The organism is Massilia sp. WG5 (assembly GCF_001412595.2).
Taxonomy (GTDB): Bacteria; Pseudomonadota; Gammaproteobacteria; order Burkholderiales; family Burkholderiaceae_D; genus Telluria.
This window is the reverse complement of record NZ_CP012640.2, coordinates 4,842,489-4,857,727: the sequence shown is the minus strand read 5'-3', so window position 1 is coordinate 4,857,727 and position 15,239 is coordinate 4,842,489. Positions and strand designations below refer to the sequence as shown.

Here is a 15,239-nt window from a genome sequence, read left to right as displayed (position 1 = left end):
CTGAAGACGTTCCCGGCAGCCGCTGCCGGGTGACCCCGATCCCCGGCGCCGCAATGGCCCGGGGCTTTTTGTTTCTGGCCGATTGCGAACGAGCGGAGCAGCTCAGGCAGCGCGGGCCGGTTCCAGCGGCGCCAGGCCGCGCAGCTTCAAGGCCACCGCCAGCGCCGCCAGCAGGATCGCGCCGAGCGTGCCGACGAAGCCCGGCCAGCCGGCGTGGGCGAGGACGATGCCCGACAGCCAGCCGACCACGCTCGACCCCAGGTAATAAAAGAACAGGTAGAGCGCCGACGCCAGCGCCTGCGGCGGCCGCGCGCGCCGTCCGACCCAGCTGCTGCACACGGAATGCGAGGCGAAGAAGCCGAAGGTGAACAGTCCCATGCCGAGCACGATGAGCAGCACCGGACCGGCCAGGGTCAGCAGCAGGCCGCCGAGCATCACCAGCATGACCAGCCACAGGACGTTGCGCCGGCCCAGGCGGTCGGCCAGCTTGCCGGCCCAGACCGAGCTGAAGATGCCCAGCAGGTACAGGATCGACAGCGCCCCGACCGCGCTCTGGCTCAGGCCGTAGGCTGGCGCCAGCAGGCGGTAGCCGATGTAGTTGTACATGCTGATGAAGGCGCCCATCAGCAGGAAGGCGAGCGAGAACAGCCAGGGCAGCCCGGCATCGCCCATGTGTCTGGCCGTGCCGCTGAACAGCGCGCGCCAGCCCCCTTGGCCGCCGCGGAAGTTTCGGGAAGCCGGCAGGCTGCGCTTGAACTCCCAGGCCGCGTACAGCCCCGCCGCGCCCATGATCCCGAGCGCGATGCGCCAGTCGTAGAAGTCGCTGATCACGGAGGCCAGCACCCGTCCGCTCATGCCGCCGAAGGCGCTGCCGCCGATGTACAGGCCCATCGAGTGGCCCAGCGAGGGAGCGGCGATCTCCTCGCTCAGGTAGGCCATGGCCAGCGCCGGCATCCCGCCCAGCAGCAGCCCGAGCAGCGCACGCAGGACCAGCAGCTGGCCATAGCCGTGGGCGAACGCCGCCAGCAGGGTCAGCACGCCGCCGCAGAACATCGAGCCGGCCATCAGCGGCTTGCGGCCATAACGCTCCGACAACACGCTGGACGCCAGCAGCGATACCGCGAGCGCGCCGGTGGCCATCGACACCGCCAGGCTGCTCTGCGCCGGCGTGAGCCTGAAATCGCGGGCCAGCAGCGGCATCAGCGGCTGCACGCAGTACAGGAGAGCGAAAGTCGAGAAGCCGCCGAACACCATGGCGCGGTTGATGCGCCTGAATTCGGGGCTGCCGGCGGCGATCGGGGGATGGGACGTGCCCACGCTACGGATACTCGGCGTCGATCTCCGAACCCGCAAAGTTTTCCAGCTCGACGAACAGCTGCTTGAGCGGCATGCTCCCGCCGATGTGCTCCAGCAGCATGCTGTTGCGATAGGTGGCGATGCGCTCGGCGATGATGGCATGGTGCGGCGCCGGGATGTTCTCCAGCAGCTCGGCCCAGCCGGTCTCATGGTTCGGCTTGTTCTTGCGCACCGCCTTCACGAAGCGCTCGAACTCCTTGTGGCCGGTGCGCGCCACGATCCGCCCTCCCCCTTCGATCGCGAACACGATCGCCAGCGCGATCACGCCCTCGGCGTTCAGGTCCGGATCCTGGACCGGGCCCTCGACGTGATGGCGGCGCAGCCACTGGGCCGCGCGCACGATCGCCTGCACGCCCTGGCGCTGCTTGAGCTGGCCCAGGTAGCGTTCGTAGCCCGACCAGGTCTCGCCCGGATCGGCGGTGCAGATGTCGACGAACAGTTCCTTCAGGCGGCGCTGGGAGTACACCGGGTCGGTGTCGTATTCGCCGACCAGGGTGTCTTCCGGCAGCGCGGCCAGTTCGCGGATCAGGCGGAAGCCCTGCTGGAACACGAGTTCCGGACCTTCCGAGACCAGGATCCCGGCCGCGGCCTTGTCGCCGACCTCGTCGTCGGTTTCGTCCTCGAGCAGGTACTCCAGGCCCAGCGACACGCCGCCGATGGTCAGCAACTGCGCGCGCTGGATGCCTTCGGCGGTGCGGTCGTTGGTGAACTTCTCGGCCACCATCGCGGTGATCCCGGCCAGTTCGTCGGCCAGGCCCACCGCTTCGTCCGGCGTGGCCGTGCCGGGCAGGTGCCTGATCGCGCGGATCAGGCGCGGCAGCTTCTCGATGACGATCGCAGGCAGCATCGCTGGGGCGCCCCCGCTCACGAGAAGATGTCCGTGCCCATGCTGCGGCGGCTGCTGCGCTTGGGCGTGCTGCGCACCGACGGCACCTGCTTGCGCAGGCGGTACAGCAGTTCGCGGGTGGTCCGGTGCGGGAACTCGCTTTCTTCGTCCTCGTCTTCCGGCAGCTGGACGTCGGCCAGGTCGGCGCTGTTGCGGAATTCCGGGAACAGCTCCAGCAGCGAACGCTCCCAGCCATCCTCGCTGGCCCTGGCCAGGTCGATCGCCAGCGGCACGATGTCGCTGTCGGAGGTGGTCTGGCCGGTCACGTAGCGGCCCTTGCTGGCGATCTCGCCGGCCACTTCGAGGATCTCCTTCGGCGCCAGCGACCAGACGATGGCGAAGGCGGTCGCGCCCCAGTCGGAGCTCGACGCCTCGCTCAGCAGCTCGTGGCGGCGGTCTTCGTCGTCGGTGGCGTAGACCACGCCGTGGATGTGGTTGAACAGGTTCTCGGCGATCCGTTCGGGATCGTCCTCGATCATGTCGTCCGGCCAAGTGGCGGCCAGGTAGGCCAGGCTTTCGGCCCAGGCCTTGGGCGGCACCAGCAGCGTCGCCAGCGAGGTCTTGGCGCCGTCGAAGCCGGCCAGGTGCAGGGCCGTCACCTGCGGCGGCAGGGTCGACAGCACCTCGGCCACGGCATAGTCGCCGTGCTCGTCGGCGGCTTTCGACAGGGCCTCTTCGGCATGCTGCAGCGAGCCGGCCAGCACGAGTTCATTGACCTGCCGGGTCAGTGCGGGCAGGTTCGATTTGGTATCGTCGCTCATTCGCGGTCACCCCCTTCCTGGTCGAAGATCTGCATGAAGTCATCGCCGGCCGCGGTTTCGTCGAGTTCATCGTCGTCGCCCTCGTCGTCGCGCGCCAGCTGGTCGAGCGACTGGTCGTCGTCTTCCCAGCGCGCCTGGTTCTTGTACAGGAACGCGGTGACGATCGCCTGGCGCGCCAGTTCCGGGTGATTCTCGCAGACCGCGGCGTACATCGCCTTGCCTTCCTCATCGTTACCATCGGCGCCGTCGCAGTTCGCCATCGCGAAGACCTTGGCCGGGTCGTCGCTTTCATAATCCATGGCTTCGCGGATCAGGCCCTTCGGGTCGCTGAAGCGGATGCGGTCGACCAGGGCGAAGGCCATCATGTTGACGTCGTCCAGGCCATCGCCGTTGGCGTACTCCGACACCAGCGCCTGCACCATCATGTTGTAATTCTTGCGATTCGGCGGATCGCCCAGCGTGCCTTCGATCTGCCCTTCCAGTTCGCGCGACTGGAAGGCGAATTCCGGGTGTACTTTTTTCATGGTTGCTTCAATCTGTAAATTAATGCGGCAAGTTCACGCCGTTCAGCGCGAACACCGAGCGCCACAGCTCGAAGGCCTCGCCTTCGGCATCCAGCACGATGCGGTGGTTGACGCTCTGGTTATATTCGGCGCGCTTGACCGGGTCCGACAGGACCTCGTAGGCCTTGGAGACGGCCTTGAAGCGCGCTTCGGCGCCCGGAGCCTGGTTGCGGTCCGGGTGGTAGCGCATCGCCAGCGAGCGATAGACTTTCTTGATGTCGTCGTCCGTCGCATTCGGCGCGACGCCGAGGATCGCGTATAAATTTTCCACTTTGGAACTCTCCGGCGGGTGCCCGAAAAAATGCAAACCGAGATTATCCTATAGAAACCGCCATCTTGACAGGCAGGCCAGCGAGGCAATATCTCCCAGTATGCCCAAGGCCCTCCTCGTCAAACCGTGCGCTTGACCACATAGCTACGGTAAAATGCCTGCAATCTTACCCATCCAGAACACATCTTCATGAGCAACGAAAAGAACTCCGCGGCGGCAGCAACGCCTGCGCCGTCGTCGAATTTTGTGCGCGCGATCGTCGAATCCGACCTTGCATCGGGCGCCCACCAGCGCGAAGGCCTGCCTTCGGTGATCACCCGCTTCCCGCCGGAGCCGAACGGCTACCTGCATGTGGGCCATGCGAAGTCGATCTGCCTGAACTTCGGCCTGGCGCGCGACTACCAGGGCCGCTGCAACCTGCGCTTCGACGATACCAATCCGGAAAAGGAAGACCAGGAATACGTCGACACCATCATGGACAGCGTCAAGTGGCTGGGCTTCTCCTGGGAGCAAGGCGGCCAGGAGCACCTGCACTACGCCAGCGACTACTTCGACAAGCTGTACGAGATGGCCGAGTACCTGATCAAGGAGGGCAAGGCCTACGTCGACAGCCAGAGCGCCGAGGACATGTCGCGCAATCGCGGCAACTTCGGTACGCCGGGCACCAACTCGCCGTTCCGCAACCGCCCGGTCGAAGAATCGCTGCAAATCTTGCGTGACATGAAGGCCGGCAAGTACAAGGACGGCGAACACGTGCTGCGCGCCAAGATGAGCGAGGATGCGATGTCCTCGCCCATCATGACCAACCGCGACCCGGCCCTGTACCGCATCCGCCACGCGCACCACCACCGCACCGGCGACGCATGGTGCATCTACCCGATGTACGACTACACGCACCCGATCTCGGATGCGCTGGAAAACATTACCCATTCGCTGTGCACGCTGGAATTCCAGGATCACCGCCCGTTCTACGACTGGCTGGTCGATACCCTGGCCGAAGGCGGCTTCTTCCAGCGTCCGGTGCCGCGCCAGTACGAATTCTCGCGCCTGAACCTGACCTATGTGGTGATGTCCAAGCGCAAGCTGCGCCAGCTGGTCGACGAGAACATCGTCAGCGGCTGGGACGACCCGCGCATGCCCACCATCGTCGGCCTGCGCCGCCGCGGCTACACGCCGGAATCGATCCAGCTGTTCTGCGAACGCATCGGCGTCAGCAAGGCCGACGGCTGGATCGACATGAGCACGCTGGAAGGCGCGCTGCGCGACGACCTCGACCCGAAGGCCCCGCGCGCGATCGCGGTGCTGCGTCCGCTGAAGCTGATCGTCGACAATTTCCCGGAAGGCGGACTGGTGGAATGCAGCGCCCCGGTCCATCCGCACCACCCGGAGATGGGCGCCCGCTCCTTCCCGTTCACGAAAGAACTGTGGATCGAGCAGGAAGACTTCATGGAAACCCCGACCAAGGGCTACCACCGCTTCACGCCGCCTGTCGACGGCAAGCCGGGTGCGCGCGTGCGCCTGAAGTACGGCTTCGTGGTCGAGTGCACGGGCTATGACAAGGACGCCGACGGCAAGGTGACCGCGGTCCACGTGAACTATTTCGAAGACTCGAAATCGGGCACCCCGGGCGCCGACAACTACAAGGTCAAGGGCAACATCACCTGGGTCAGCGCCTCGCACGGCTTTGCCGCCGAGGTGCGCCTGTACGACCGCCTGTTCAGCGACCCGAACCCGGACGCCGGCGGTCGCGACTTCAAGGAACTGCTGAATCCGAACGCGCTGGAAACCGTCACCGCCTTCCTCGAGCCGGGCCTGAAGGCGGCCGAGCCCGACCAGCGCTTCCAGTTCGAGCGCCACGGCTATTTCGTGGCCGACCGCGTCGATTCGCAGCCGGGCAAGCCGGTGTTCAACCGTGTGACCACGCTGAAGGATAGCTGGGGCAAGTAAGGGCTCGCAGCGCTTCCTCGATCGAAAGACCGGCGCCTTTGCCGGTCTTTTTTTATGCCAGCCAAACAGACAACTCTCAAACCTGCTAGGTTCGCTGTCGATGCGAAATAAGTAAGTTGCTCTGATAAAACGCAAAAGCCGGCATGAGGCTGGGCAAAGCATCGGGGAGCTGGCATGGTGACGGTACTGAAAGACGCTTTTTCGGTTACCCGGATTTCATTCTGGACAGGCACACTGGCGTCAGCCATGGTGGGCGGCCTGCTCTATGTGAACACGATGCGCACGATCGAGTCGGATGCGCAGGAACGCTTCCTCAATCACGCCAAATATGCACAAAGCGTCATCGGCGTGCGGATCAAATCGTATACCGACCTGTTGCGGGCGACCGGCAGTTTGTTGCAGAGCGCAGAAATTACCCATGACCACCTTCACGGCTTCGTAAGTGGCGTGGAGTTGAGCAAGAACTATCCCGCAGTCGATTCCATCAATCTGGCGCTGTATGTCCCGAACAGCAACAGCAAGGTCTTTGTCGACAAGCTGCGAAAGGAGTTGCTGGACTATGTTGGTCCGCAAACCCCGATCAACATCTCGCCGCCGGGCGAGCGCCCGTCCTACCTGATCGTCGCGTACATCGAGCCCGACTTGTCCAGTCCCGGCCATTACGGCACCGACCTGATGGCGAATCCCTATTTCACGAAGCAGTTGGCCGCTGCGCGCGACGATGGATCCTTGTCCGCTTCCGGCTCACGGATTCCTGCGCTGTCCGGGCCGAACAACGCGCATTTGGGAATGCGCATGCCGATCTATCGGAAAGGTGCGCCAGTCGAGACGGTCGAACAGCGCCGCGCCGCCTACGTCGGCTCCCTGGGCATCGCCTTCAGCCTGCCGAGGCTGCTCCACGGCGTCCTGGACGAGCTGCCGGTGTCGCGCATGCGCATGACGCTGTACGACATGGGTCCACGCTTCGACGGCACGGGACGCCCGGCCCCGCCCAAGAGAGTGACCCTGTTCGATAGCCAGGGCAGCGCCGGCATTCCTGCGCCACCGCTCGCCGCGGGCAGCGAGATATTTACCACGACCCTGCCGCTCGATTTCAACGGCCGTCCCTGGAAAACGGTATTCAGCGTCCCCAAGGACGAGCTCTACACGGGCGGCGACCGCTACTATCCGAGACTGATGCTGGCCTTCGGCTTTCTCGGCTCGATGATGCTGTACGCCCTGCTGCACATGTTGACGTCGTCCCGCCGCGCCGCGCTCGCGCTGGCCCAGGAAATGACCACCGAGCTGCGCGAAAGCCAGCACAAGCTGCAGCTGTCGCACCAGAAGCTGCGCCGCCTGGCCGACCATGCGTACCAGATCAAGGAACTGGAACGCAAACGGATCGCGCGCGAGATCCACGACGACCTTGGGCAGAGCCTGCTGGCGCTGCGTATCGACGCCGAACTGCTTGCAGGGCGCACCAGGCCCGCCCACGGCCACCTGCACAAACGCGTCCAGGCCACCCTGCAGCAAATCGATGCCACGATAAAAAGCGTACGCCAGATCATCAACGACCTGCGCCCGACCGTGCTCGACCTGGGCCTGTCCGCCGCGGTCGAATGGCAGGTCAACCAGTTCCAGCAGCGCACGGGCATCCAGTGCGAGGTACACGACGACCATGGCGATATCTCGGTATCCGACAGCACTGCGACTGCCTTCTTCCGCATCCTCCAGGAATCGCTGACCAATATCGTCCGCCATGCCGACGCGACCAGGGCGGTGGTCCATCTGCAGCTCAACGACGGCTGGCTGACGCTCACCGTCAAGGACAATGGCTGCGGCCTGCCTCCAGGCGGACGCAACAAACACGGCTCGTTCGGCCTGGTCGGCATCGAGGAACGCATCATCATCCTCGGCGGCACCTGCACCGTGGTCAACGAACCGGAAGGCGGCACCAAGGTCACGGTGTCGGCGCCGATCTATACGACGCCAGAAAACCCGCCAGGCATCCAGCACCACCATCCATCCAATTCTGCTGTTATCTAGAAATCAAGTCTAGCAAGCAGAGTTTGTGTCGTTTTTTGCAATATGCTCCGACTTTTTGAGCAATCGCAACTCCTCCTCGCAATGCCTAAACTACATTGAGTACAGGCAATGTACATCAACGAAAAATTCTCGACCTCCTGTAGGGAAAACCGAGAAATGAGGTATATCGCCAGCACTGAAGAGCGGGTAATCGGATGTGGCCGCACATGACTCACGAGTTGTCCGAATGCAAATACTAGGGAAGCAGTTCAAAACTATTACATGATGAGGACTACCATGAATGCGAACGACTTGTTTAATGCAGTATTCGAGCTTGATCTTGATCCCATCAAAACGAAACTGATGCACGTCGAGTCCGGCGAAGGCTGGAGTGAAGGAAAGGCGGACCTGGTCGAAAAGGAGTACCGCCGCTTCCTTTGCCTGATGAAACTCTAGCCGAACGAAAATACCGCCCCGCTGGAAGACGTCGACACTTTCTGGCACTACCATATCCTCGATACCGTGAAGTACGCGGAGGATTGCCACCGCCTGTTCGGCTACTTCCTGCATCACTACCCCTATGTCGGCCTGCGCGGGGCGAACGATGAACAGTTCCGGATCGACAGCGGCGAGCGCATGCGCACGCTTTACGAGGACACCTTCGGCGAATCCTACCCGGTCACGGTAGCTGCAGTTGCCGGCCAGGTGGCCTACTGCGCCGGCCCCGAGGGCAAGATCTTCGCCCGTGCCGGCATTGTCAGCCCCAACATGGCTTATTGTGCCGGTCCTGAGAGCAAGTTCTACGCCCGTGCCGGCGGCCTCAGCGCCAATACCGCCTACTGCGCCGGTCCGGAGAGCCCGGCCTACGCCCGTGCCGGCACCATCAGCGCCAAGGTCGCCTACTGCGCCGGTCCGGAAAACAAGGTCCATGGCCGTGCCGGCAGCATCAGCGCCAACACCGCCTACTGCGCCGGCCCGGAAAGCCGGAATGGGGACTACCGCAACGGCCTGGCCAGCGACAAGGCTGTGGCAGCCTGAGCACGCGCCGTCACGGCGGCAAGCCTTCCCATGGTCCGTCCCCGTCCCGGGACGGACTTTTATTACAACTATTTATTCGACTAGGTGCGTGTCTGCTCTTGATTCACCTATATTGCTTTATGTCAATGTTTTACTTGCTGCTCAACAACAATGAGCAGTGCAAATGAATCATGAAATGGATGAGGATTCGCAAGAAATGAGAGGCTTGCTGAAAGAAATAACAGAAACCGAACTGAATCTCGACCGGATCAAGCACAAGCTGATGCATGTAGAGTCCGGCGAAGGGTGGAGCCAGCAAAAAGCGGATGCGGTCGAACTGGAATACCGGCGCTTCCTGTGCCTGATGAAGATGTACCCGAACGAGACCCTGGCGCCACAGGTCGACGTGGATACCTTCTGGCATTACCACATTCTCGATACGATGAAATACGCCAAGGACTGCGAGCGGGCTTTCGGCTATTTCCTGCATCACTATCCCTACGTCGGCATGGGCGACGGCGAACAGGATGCGCAGGTCCGCCTCGACAGCGGCGAACGCACGCGTATCCTGTACGAAGCAAGCTTCGGCGAAGCCTGCGTCGATTGCGCGGCCGAGCGCGCGACCCCGGCAGCCTATTGCGCCGGCCCCGAGGCGGCCGTCAAGGCCCAGGCCGCCTTTTGCGGCGGCGCCAAGGCCGCCATCAAGAATCGCACGGCCTATTGCGCCGGCCCCGAGGCGCCGATCGAGCTCCGGACCCCGTCCTGCGCCGCGCCGGAAGCCGCCGTCAGGGCTTGTTAAGCTGCGGCAAGCTCAGGCCGTCAAGGCCCTCGCATCCTCCCGCGCATCGGTCCGCACCATCAGCGCCCGCAATTCGCGGATGCTGAAATCCGATACCTCATGCATGCGCAGCAGGATGGTGGCGCCGATCGGCAGCGTGTTGTGGCGGATCTTGCTGATCACCGGCGGCGCGACTTCGAGCACGCGCGACAGGGCGGCGTCGTTTTTCAGCATGAGTTTGTTGATGATGGCGTCGAGAACCCGGTTGGGGTCATAGACGGCACCCTCCGGCATCCTTCTGATGGGCATGGTCTTCCTTCGAAATTAACAATCCGTGACTTATTCTTCACATTCCTCTTGGGATCGTGAAAAATAAGGCTAGTTTTGGGGTATTTGTAGTATTTATATGGCTGCAGAGTAGCAACCCCGAATCATACACGGACCTGTTATCGTTTGCTCAAGCCCCTCTATTCCGCCGATGCCTGCGCCTGCGCCATCGCCCTCACCGCCTCCTCGACCCGCGGATGCCGCAGTCTGGCGCGCAGCTCATCCTTGATGCGGCGGTTGCCGAGCCGCCGCGATTCCGACATGAAGGACAGCTGGACCGGCGACACGATCCGCGCCAGCTCGGCGCGCGGCAGGCGCGGGGCGCGCGGCAGGCCGAAGGCGTCGGCCACCAGGTCGAAGTAGTCGCCCATCTTCATGTGCGTATCGTCGCTGGCGTTGTAGGCGCGTCCCGGCCGGGCGCGGAACAGGGCCAGCAGCGCCAGGCGCGCCAGGTCGTCGGCGTGGATGTGGTTGGTGTAGACGTCGTCCTGCGGCGCCAGCGCGGGCGTGCCCTGGCGCAGGCGCTCGAGCGGCAGGCGGTCCTGCGCATAGATGCCGGGCGCGCGCAGGATCGCGACCTTGCCGCCGGCGGCGACCGCCCAGGCGCGCAGCACCTGCTCGGCATCGACGCGGCGCCGGGCGCGGGCATTGCGCGGCGCGCGCGGCGCGGTCTCGTCGATCAGGGCGCCCTGCCGGTCGCCGTAGACGCCCGTGGTGCTGATATAAACCACACGCGCCCCCTCGGGTAGAATGGCGGTCAAATTGCGCGTGCGCAAATCGAGTGCCCCCTCCTTCGGCGGCGGCGCCAGGTGTAGCACCCGGGGCGCAAGGCGGCCCAGCCGCCGGAGCGTCTCCGGCCGGTCGAGATCGGCCACGACCGGAATCGCACCGGCCGCCCGCAGTTCCGCGCAGCGCGCCGGCTGGCTGGTGAGCGCGAACACGCGAAAGCGCTTGGTGACCTGCGGCAGCAGGCGCATGCCGACATCGCCGCAGCCCACGATCAGGAGGCGCGGCTTGCTGAACCTAACATTATTTTGAGTATTCATCCGAGGATTGTATGACGTTCCAGATCACTGTCCAGCCCAGCGGCCACCACTACGAATGCGAGCAGGACGAAACCGTGCTCGCGGCGGCGATCCGCTCCGGCATCGGCCTGCCCTACGGCTGCAAGAACGGCGCCTGCGGCTCCTGCAAGGGCAAGGTCGTCGAGGGCAGCTACCAGCACAAGCCGCACCAGCCGCGCGCCCTGTCCGAGCAGGAAAAGCTGCAGGGCTATGCACTGATGTGCTGCGCCGTCCCCGAGGGCGACCTGACGATCGAGGCGCGTGAAGTCGGCGGCAGCACCGACTACCCGGTGCGCAAGATGCCGACCCGGGTGACCGGCATCCGCCGCGCCGCGCCGGACGTCGCCATCCTCAGCCTGCAGCTGCCCGCCAACGAAGCCCTCGCCTACCGCGCCGGCCAGTACGTCGAGTTCATGCTGAAGGACGGCAAGCGCCGCGCCTACAGCATCGCCAACGCGCCTTCGTTCAGCGGCCCGCTGGAACTGCACATCCGCCACCTGCCGGGCGGCCTGTTCACCGACCACGTGTTCTCGACCATGAAGGAACGCGACATCCTGCGCTTCGAAGGCCCGCTCGGCACCTTCTTCCTGCGCGAAGAATCGAACAAGCCGATCGTCCTGCTGGCCTCGGGCACCGGCTTCGCGCCGGTCAAGGCCCTGGTCGAGCACATGATCCACCTGAAGTCGGAACGTCCGGTCCACCTGTACTGGGGCGGCCGCCGTCCGCAGGACCTGTACATGCACGAACTGTGCGAACAGTGGGCGCGCGAGCTGCCGCACTTCCGCTACGTGCCGGTGATCTCGGACGCCCTGCCGGAGGACAACTGGAGCGGCCGCAGCGGCTACGTGCACGCGGCCGTGATGCAGGATATTCCCGACCTGTCGGGCTACCAGGTGTATGCTTGCGGTGCGCCGGTCATGGTCGACTCGGCGCGCCGCGACTACGTGGCGCAATGCGGCCTGCCGCCCGATGAGTTCTATGCCGACGCATTCACGACGGAGGCCGACCTGGCGCAGTCCTGAGAGCGCCGTTCCGATGATGTCTCAACTTCGATGAAGGGTCCAACCATGCGTACTTCGCTTCGCTCCGCCCTCGCCTTTTCCGCATTGTCCGCCGCGCTGCTGGCCGGCGGCTTCGCGCAGGCCGCCGGCCAGCCGGCCGGCGCCGGCTACCAGGCCGCGATCGCCAGCCCGATCCGCACCGACGACGACCGCAAGACCGACGCCAAGCGCAAGCCGGCCGAGTTCCTCGCCTTTGCGGAAGTGCGGCCCGGCATGAAGGCCTTCGACATCGCGTCCGGCGGCGGCGCCACCGCGTCGCTGCTGACGGCGGCGGTCGGCAGCAAGGGCGAAGTGTGGGCGCAGAACCCGAAGCCGAACCCCAAGCTGCAGGAGCGCGTGGGCGGGGCCACCCTACCCAACCTGCACGCGGTGGTCGCCGACTTCACGGATCCGATCCCGAAAGGCACGCCGCCGCTCGACCTCATCACCATCAACATGTCCTACCACGACATCGCGAACACCCCGGCCGACCGCGCGGCGATGAACAAGCGCCTGTACGACGCGCTCAAGCCCGGCGGCCTGCTGGTCATCATCGACAACGCGGCCAAGAAGGGCAGCGGGCTGTCGGCCACCAAGACCCTGCACCGCATCGACGAGGACACGGTGGTCCAGGAAGTCACGAAGGCCGGCTTCAAGCTCGATTCCCGCAGCGACTACCTGCACGTGGCCTCGGATCCGCGCGAGCAGCCCTTCTTCAAGATGGATACGCCGGACGACAAGTTCGCCTTGAGATTCAAAAAATAATATCGACGTCGTCCCCGCCTGCGCGGGGACGACGGCAATTTCTCTTTCCACCTTATGCCGCTGATTTCCCCCACAGGCCGCCTTGGCGTCCTGCGCAACCGTAATCTCTCCTTCTATTTGTCCGCCCGCTTCCTGGGCACCCTGGCCGTCCAGATGCAGAGCGTGGCGGTCGGCTGGCAGGTCTACCAGATCACCCACAGCCTGTTCGACCTCGGCCTGATCGGCCTGGCCCAGTTCGCGCCCTTCCTGGTGCTGATCCTGTGGGCCGGCCATGTCGCCGACACCCACAACCGCCGCACCATCGTCCTGCTGTGCCTCTGCACGCAGCTGCTGTGCAGCCTGCTGCTGGTGGGCTTCACCCTGTCCGGCAGCACGGTCGTGTGGCCGGTGTACGCCATCCTGGTGCTGTACGGCAGCGCGCGCGCCTTCATGATGCCGGCCCAGCAGGCCGTGCTGCGCAACCTGGTGTCGACCCAGGAGTTCTCGCAGGCGGTCGCGCTGAGTTCCTCGAACATGCAGGTGGCGATCATCCTCGGCCCGGTGCTGGGCGGCCTGCTGTACGTGTTCGGGCCGAACGTCGTGTACGCCGTGTCGAGCACGCTGCTGGCCCTGTCCGTGCTGCTGATGAAAGGCACCACGAGCGCGCCGCAGGCGATGAATAAAGCGCCGGTGAGCTGGCATACCCTGCTCGAGGGCCTGCGCTTCGTCTGGACCCGCCCGATCGTGCTGGGTGCGATCTCGCTCGACCTGTTCGCCGTGCTGTTCGGCGGCGCCACCGCCCTGCTGCCCGCCTACGCCCACGACGTGCTTGCCGCCGGCCCGACCAGCCTCGGCCTGCTGCGCACGGCCCCGGGCGCGGGCGCGGCGCTGTGCTCGATCGCACTGGCGTTCTGGCCGATCACGCGCAATGTCGGCGCCTGGATGTTCGGCGGCGTCGCGCTGTTCGGCGCGGCCACCGTCACCATGGGCCTGTCCCACAGCTTCGGCGTCGCCCTGGTCGCCCTGTTCCTGCTCGGCACCGGCGACATGGTCAGCGTCTACATCCGCCACCTGCTGGTGCAGTACGAGACCCCGGACGAGATCCGCGGCCGGGTCAGCGCCGTCAACTCCGTCTTCATCGGCGCTTCGAACGAACTGGGCGAATTCGAATCCGGCCTGACCGCAAGCTGGTTCGGCCTGGTGCGCGCGATCGTCTTCGGCGGCGCCGCCACCCTGGTCGTCACCGGCACCTGGATGAAGCTGTTCCCGGTGCTGTCGCGCATGGACCGGTTCCCGCACCACGAAGCGGAAGTCGCCGCGCAAAAGGCCGGACGATGAGCAAGACACCCTTCTGGCAGGACAAGCGCATGCTGCACCACATCATCCGCAACCGTCCCCACCTGACGATGGCGATCGCGCTCGGCGTCGCCGTCGGCGTGCTGTGGCCGGATTCCCACCCGTGGATGCGGCGCGCCCTGGTCGGCTGGAATGCGGGGGTCTGGAGCTACCTGATCGGCATGGGCTGGATGATGATGCGGGCCGACCATCGCAAGGTGCGGGCGATCGCCGGCAGGGAGGACGAAAATGCCGGCGTGGTGCTGTTCATCCTGATCGTCGGCACCCTGCTGAGCCTGTACGCCATCGTTTCCGAACTGGCGCGCATGGGCCATATGCCGGCCAAGCAGGTCGCGCTGCACTATGCCTTCACCGGCCTGACCGTGATCGGCTCCTGGCTGTTGGTCGGCGTGCTGTTCTGCTTCCACTATGCGCACCTGTACTACCGCGCGTCCGACAAGCAGCGACCGCTGCGCTTCCCCGACGAGGGGCTGGAACCGGATTACTGGGATTTCCTGTACTTCTCGTTCACGATCGCGGTCGCGGTCCAGACCTCGGACGTGTCCGTGACCTCGCGCACGATGCGCAAGCTGGTGGTCGGCCATTCGGTACTGGCGTTTTTCTTCAACGTGCTGATCCTGGGGCTGTCGGTGAACATCGCGGCCAGCCTGGTGAACTCGTGAACGCTTTCATCTGGGCGCGGCGAATTCGCGGGACGGTGTAAGATCGTTTCAACAGTGTCAACTATTGGAGCAATTTATGGAAATTAACGTTAATACCGACAACACCATCGACCGCCACCAGGGCCTCGACGAACGCGTGCGCGATGTCGTCGAATCGAGCATCGGCCGTTTCGAGCAGGTCCGCCGCGTCGACGTCCACCTGAGCAACCAGAACGGCCAGAAGCACGAAGACGGCGACAACTACTGCATGATGGAAGCGCGCGTGGCCGGCTACGAGCCGGTGGTCGTGCATGCCCATGCCGCCGACCTGCACCTGTCGATCAACGGCGCCGCCAGCAAGCTCAAGCGCGCACTGGACAGCGCCCTGGGCCGCCTCAACGACAAGAACAAGCGCGAGCCGCTGCCGATGGACGAAGACGTCCCCGCCGAGTCCTACAAGGGCCTGACGGACAACCAGTAGGGC

Annotated in this window: 17 protein-coding genes; 10 read left to right on the top strand and 7 right to left on the bottom strand. The window is 64.6% G+C overall.

Going from position 1 to position 15,239, the window contains the following annotated elements; translation table 11 throughout:
• Window positions 1–102 precede the first annotated feature (102 nt).
• The 5 genes from AM586_RS21690 to AM586_RS21670 are packed head-to-tail and all read right to left on the bottom strand — an operon-like array spanning window position 103 to window position 3,837.
• A complete protein-coding gene (locus AM586_RS21690; protein WP_047827120.1) occupies window positions 103–1,317 on the bottom strand; it encodes an MFS transporter in 1,215 nt (404 codons plus the stop codon).
• 1 nt (window position 1,318) lies between these two features.
• Complete coding sequence (locus AM586_RS21685; protein WP_047827121.1) at window positions 1,319–2,203, bottom strand: hypothetical protein; 885 nt, start codon at window positions 2,201–2,203, stop codon at window positions 1,319–1,321.
• Window positions 2,204–2,220: 17 nt separating this feature from the next.
• On the bottom strand, window positions 2,221–3,003 hold the full coding sequence (locus tag AM586_RS21680; protein WP_047827122.1) for a hypothetical protein: 783 nt from the start codon (window positions 3,001–3,003) through the stop codon (window positions 2,221–2,223).
• The gene (locus AM586_RS21675) at window positions 3,000–3,527 is read right to left on the bottom strand and encodes a hypothetical protein (RefSeq protein ID WP_047827123.1); all 528 of its coding nucleotides are present in this window, start codon (window positions 3,525–3,527) and stop codon (window positions 3,000–3,002) included. Before AM586_RS21675 ends, AM586_RS21680 begins: the two co-directional genes overlap by 4 nt.
• Window positions 3,528–3,546: 19 nt before the next feature.
• Entirely contained in the window at window positions 3,547–3,837 is a 291-nt protein-coding gene (locus AM586_RS21670) for a DnaJ domain-containing protein (protein WP_047827124.1), read from the bottom strand.
• Between the two features lie 189 nt (window positions 3,838–4,026).
• Between AM586_RS21670 and AM586_RS21665 the strand changes: the two genes are divergently transcribed.
• The 5 genes from AM586_RS21665 to AM586_RS21650 all read left to right on the top strand — a co-directional run bounded on the left by AM586_RS21665 (window position 4,027) and on the right by AM586_RS21650 (window position 9,604).
• Window positions 4,027–5,784 carry a glutamine--tRNA ligase/YqeY domain fusion protein gene (locus tag AM586_RS21665; protein ID WP_047827125.1) on the top strand — a complete coding sequence of 586 codons (1,758 nt, stop codon included), beginning with the start codon at window positions 4,027–4,029 and terminating at the stop codon, window positions 5,782–5,784.
• Window positions 5,785–6,030: 246 nt separating this feature from the next.
• On the top strand, window positions 6,031–7,809 hold the full coding sequence (locus AM586_RS21660; RefSeq protein WP_047827126.1) for a CHASE domain-containing protein: 1,779 nt from the start codon (window positions 6,031–6,033) through the stop codon (window positions 7,807–7,809).
• 276 nt (window positions 7,810–8,085) lie between these two features.
• Entirely contained in the window at window positions 8,086–8,244 is a 159-nt protein-coding gene (locus AM586_RS28945) for a hypothetical protein (protein WP_229411312.1), read from the top strand.
• Between the two features lie 66 nt (window positions 8,245–8,310).
• Entirely contained in the window at window positions 8,311–8,826 is a 516-nt protein-coding gene (locus tag AM586_RS21655) for a hypothetical protein (protein ID WP_052234528.1), read from the top strand.
• 196 nt (window positions 8,827–9,022) lie between these two features.
• Window positions 9,023–9,604, top strand: coding sequence for a glycine-rich domain-containing protein-like (locus AM586_RS21650; protein ID WP_109370593.1), 582 nt, complete (start codon window positions 9,023–9,025; stop codon window positions 9,602–9,604).
• Window positions 9,605–9,616: 12 nt separating this feature from the next.
• On the opposite strand, the gene AM586_RS21645 is transcribed toward AM586_RS21650, so the two are convergent.
• Window positions 9,617–9,892, bottom strand: coding sequence for a hypothetical protein (locus AM586_RS21645; protein ID WP_047827127.1), 276 nt, complete (start codon window positions 9,890–9,892; stop codon window positions 9,617–9,619).
• Between the two features lie 158 nt (window positions 9,893–10,050).
• Window positions 10,051–10,956, bottom strand: a complete 906-nt coding sequence (locus AM586_RS21640; protein ID WP_047827128.1) for an NAD-dependent epimerase/dehydratase family protein — start codon at window positions 10,954–10,956, stop codon at window positions 10,051–10,053.
• 11 nt (window positions 10,957–10,967) lie between these two features.
• On the opposite strand from AM586_RS21640, the gene AM586_RS21635 reads away from it, so the two are divergent.
• The 5 genes from AM586_RS21635 (at window position 10,968) to AM586_RS21615 (ending at window position 15,236) form a co-directional block, all read left to right on the top strand.
• On the top strand, window positions 10,968–11,996 hold the full coding sequence (locus AM586_RS21635; RefSeq protein WP_047827129.1) for a CDP-6-deoxy-delta-3,4-glucoseen reductase: 1,029 nt from the start codon (window positions 10,968–10,970) through the stop codon (window positions 11,994–11,996).
• Window positions 11,997–12,041: 45 nt separating this feature from the next.
• Window positions 12,042–12,779 carry a class I SAM-dependent methyltransferase gene (locus AM586_RS21630; RefSeq protein WP_047827130.1) on the top strand — a complete coding sequence of 246 codons (738 nt, stop codon included), beginning with the start codon at window positions 12,042–12,044 and terminating at the stop codon, window positions 12,777–12,779.
• 54 nt (window positions 12,780–12,833) lie between these two features.
• A complete protein-coding gene (locus tag AM586_RS21625) occupies window positions 12,834–14,096 on the top strand; it encodes an MFS transporter (protein ID WP_047827131.1) in 1,263 nt (420 codons plus the stop codon).
• Window positions 14,093–14,776, top strand: a complete 684-nt coding sequence (locus AM586_RS21620) for a DUF1345 domain-containing protein (protein WP_082439436.1) — start codon at window positions 14,093–14,095, stop codon at window positions 14,774–14,776. The genes AM586_RS21625 and AM586_RS21620 overlap by 4 nt, the downstream gene beginning before the upstream one ends.
• A gap of 76 nt (window positions 14,777–14,852) precedes the next feature.
• Window positions 14,853–15,236 carry an HPF/RaiA family ribosome-associated protein gene (locus tag AM586_RS21615; protein ID WP_047827132.1) on the top strand — a complete coding sequence of 128 codons (384 nt, stop codon included), beginning with the start codon at window positions 14,853–14,855 and terminating at the stop codon, window positions 15,234–15,236.
• Window positions 15,237–15,239 lie beyond the last annotated feature (3 nt).

Bases quoted from the DNA above. Each gene is read 5' to 3' on its own strand.
- AM586_RS21685 (WP_047827121.1), bottom strand. From the start codon at position 2,203: ATGCTGCCTGCGATCGTCATCGAGAAGCTGCCGCGCCTGATCCGCGCG.
- AM586_RS21620 (WP_082439436.1), top strand. From the start codon at position 14,093: ATGAGCAAGACACCCTTCTGGCAGGACAAGCGCATGCTGCACCACATC.
- AM586_RS28945 (WP_229411312.1), top strand. From the start codon at position 8,086: ATGAATGCGAACGACTTGTTTAATGCAGTATTCGAGCTTGATCTTGAT.
- AM586_RS21640 (WP_047827128.1), bottom strand. From the start codon at position 10,956: ATGAATACTCAAAATAATGTTAGGTTCAGCAAGCCGCGCCTCCTGATC.
- AM586_RS21650 (WP_109370593.1), top strand. From the start codon at position 9,023: ATGAGAGGCTTGCTGAAAGAAATAACAGAAACCGAACTGAATCTCGAC.
- AM586_RS21680 (WP_047827122.1), bottom strand. From the start codon at position 3,003: ATGAGCGACGATACCAAATCGAACCTGCCCGCACTGACCCGGCAGGTC.
- AM586_RS21630 (WP_047827130.1), top strand. From the start codon at position 12,042: ATGCGTACTTCGCTTCGCTCCGCCCTCGCCTTTTCCGCATTGTCCGCC.
- AM586_RS21615 (WP_047827132.1), top strand. From the start codon at position 14,853: ATGGAAATTAACGTTAATACCGACAACACCATCGACCGCCACCAGGGC.
- AM586_RS21635 (WP_047827129.1), top strand. From the start codon at position 10,968: ATGACGTTCCAGATCACTGTCCAGCCCAGCGGCCACCACTACGAATGC.
- AM586_RS21645 (WP_047827127.1), bottom strand. From the start codon at position 9,892: ATGCCCATCAGAAGGATGCCGGAGGGTGCCGTCTATGACCCCAACCGG.
- AM586_RS21665 (WP_047827125.1), top strand. From the start codon at position 4,027: ATGAGCAACGAAAAGAACTCCGCGGCGGCAGCAACGCCTGCGCCGTCG.
- AM586_RS21625 (WP_047827131.1), top strand. From the start codon at position 12,834: ATGCCGCTGATTTCCCCCACAGGCCGCCTTGGCGTCCTGCGCAACCGT.
- AM586_RS21675 (WP_047827123.1), bottom strand. From the start codon at position 3,527: ATGAAAAAAGTACACCCGGAATTCGCCTTCCAGTCGCGCGAACTGGAA.
- AM586_RS21660 (WP_047827126.1), top strand. From the start codon at position 6,031: ATGGTGGGCGGCCTGCTCTATGTGAACACGATGCGCACGATCGAGTCG.